Genomic DNA, 399 nt, shown 5'->3' with positions numbered 1-399 from the left:
CGTATTACCGCGGCACGCTGAAAAAGCCCAACCAATACTGCGGTCCGGATCCGAACAGCAACGCCGTGCGCGACAGCATTCAGGTGTTGCAAAAAGGCTTTATGCTGCGCACCTGCGAAGACAGCGGATTTGCCGTTTTTGACGGCGGTAATAGATGCACCGTTGCCTAAGTGGGCAATAATCATGCGGATGTCTTCCAGAGGTTTGCCCAAGATGCGTGCGGCTTCAGGGGCGACGTAACGCATACCGGTACCGTGGAAACCGTGGTCGTGGGTGCCTGACGCAGTTAAAGACAAAATCTTTTCGATTTGCCGGAACAACCTGACCGAACACGGCATTGCCTATATTCTGTCTCTTATACACATCTCCGAGCCCACGAGACTCGACGTCATCTCGTAT

General features: G+C 53.4%; 1 pseudogene. It reads right to left on the bottom strand.

Features of this window, described 5'->3' with window-relative positions:
- Positions 1-125 precede the first annotated feature (125 nt).
- Positions 126-266, bottom strand: a pseudogene (locus ACRPFF_RS11345) (acetate kinase); the annotation flags it as partial.
- Between the last annotated feature and the right edge of the window lie 133 nt (positions 267-399).

Origin of the sequence: Neisseria sp. SLRRB23 (assembly GCF_050896295.1) — a bacterium.
GTDB lineage: Bacteria > Pseudomonadota > Gammaproteobacteria > Burkholderiales > Neisseriaceae > Neisseria.
Note: the sequence above shows the minus strand (reverse complement) of the source record. Positions and strands in the feature narration are given on the sequence as shown.